Source organism: Thermotalea metallivorans (genome assembly GCF_001562415.1).
In the GTDB taxonomy this organism is placed as follows: Bacteria; Bacillota; Clostridia; order Peptostreptococcales; family Thermotaleaceae; genus Thermotalea; species Thermotalea metallivorans.
On sequence record NZ_LOEE01000029.1, the window covers coordinates 1 to 1,191 of the forward strand.

Here is a 1,191-nt window from a genome sequence, read left to right on the forward strand (position 1 = left end):
TATAATGAACCCAGGAAGTTGGACACAAAAAGTTGAAAAATAAGTTATAATAAGAATATGAAAAGACGACATTTTACCCCGGAAGAAAAATCAAAAATAGTATTAGAGCTGCTGAGAGAAGAAAAAACCTCATCAGAAATTGCTCAAGAGTATCAGATTCATCCTAACATGCTATCAAGGTGGAAAAGTGAATTTCTAGCAAACATGCATGCCGTGTTTGCAAAAGAAAATTCTAATACCGAAAAAATGAAAAAGGAGTATGAAACCGAAAAAGAAGAATTAATCAGACAGATTGGTCAGTTGACGATTGAGGTCAACTGGCTGAAAAAAAATCTGGAATTAAGTAACTCTATTGACCTAAGAAAACAAATGCTCGAAAGGCATGATGGCTGTGAAATCAGTGTTAAAAGGCAATGTGAGCTCTTAAGTATTAGTAGATCCACTGCTTACTACACGCCAAAGCCAGGCTGCATGTTTGAAGTTCTTATTAAAACTAGAATTGACAGAATTTACACTGAACATCCCTACTATGGCTATCGCAGAATAACCGCTGTTCTTCAAAAGGAAGGTTACACTGTTAACCATAAGAGAGTACGACGGTATATGCAGGAAATGGGGATATATGTAATCTATCCAGGACCGAATTTAAGCAAAAGAAACAAAGCTCATAAGGTATACCCCTATTTGTTAAGAAATCTACCCATTACAAGGGCTAATCAAGTGTGGGGTGTGGATATTACCTATGTCTCTATGCCAAAGGGCTGGATGTACTTATTCGTCATCATCGATTGGTATTCAAGATGTATCATAGACTATGAGCTTTCAAACACGATGGAAACTGATTTTATCATAGAGACCCTTCAACGAGCATTTAAAAAAGCTATACCAGAGATTATCAACAGTGATCAAGGTAGTCAATTTACTAGTAACGAATATATTGATTTACTTAAGGAAAACCATGTTAGGATCAGTATGGATAGTAAGGGACGAGCAACAGACAATGCAATAACAGAGCGATTCTTTCGCAACATAAAGCAAGAAAAACTCTATATTTTTGAATATAGTACGCCAAGAGAATTAAGAAGTCTAATTAACGAATACATTCATTTTTACAATTTTGAAAGGCCCCACCAATCCTTGGATTATGAGTATCCGTATAAGCTCTATACGGCTGCTTAGAATACAAAAAAA

Annotated in this window: 1 protein-coding gene; it reads left to right on the forward strand. The window is 35.6% G+C overall.

Features of this window, described 5'->3' with window-relative positions:
* Positions 1-57 precede the first annotated feature (57 nt).
* The gene (locus AN619_RS06530; protein ID WP_068555923.1) at positions 58-1,179 is read left to right on the forward strand and encodes an IS3 family transposase; all 1,122 of its coding nucleotides are present in this window, start codon (positions 58-60) and stop codon (positions 1,177-1,179) included.
* The last annotated feature ends 12 nt before the right edge of the window (positions 1,180-1,191 follow it).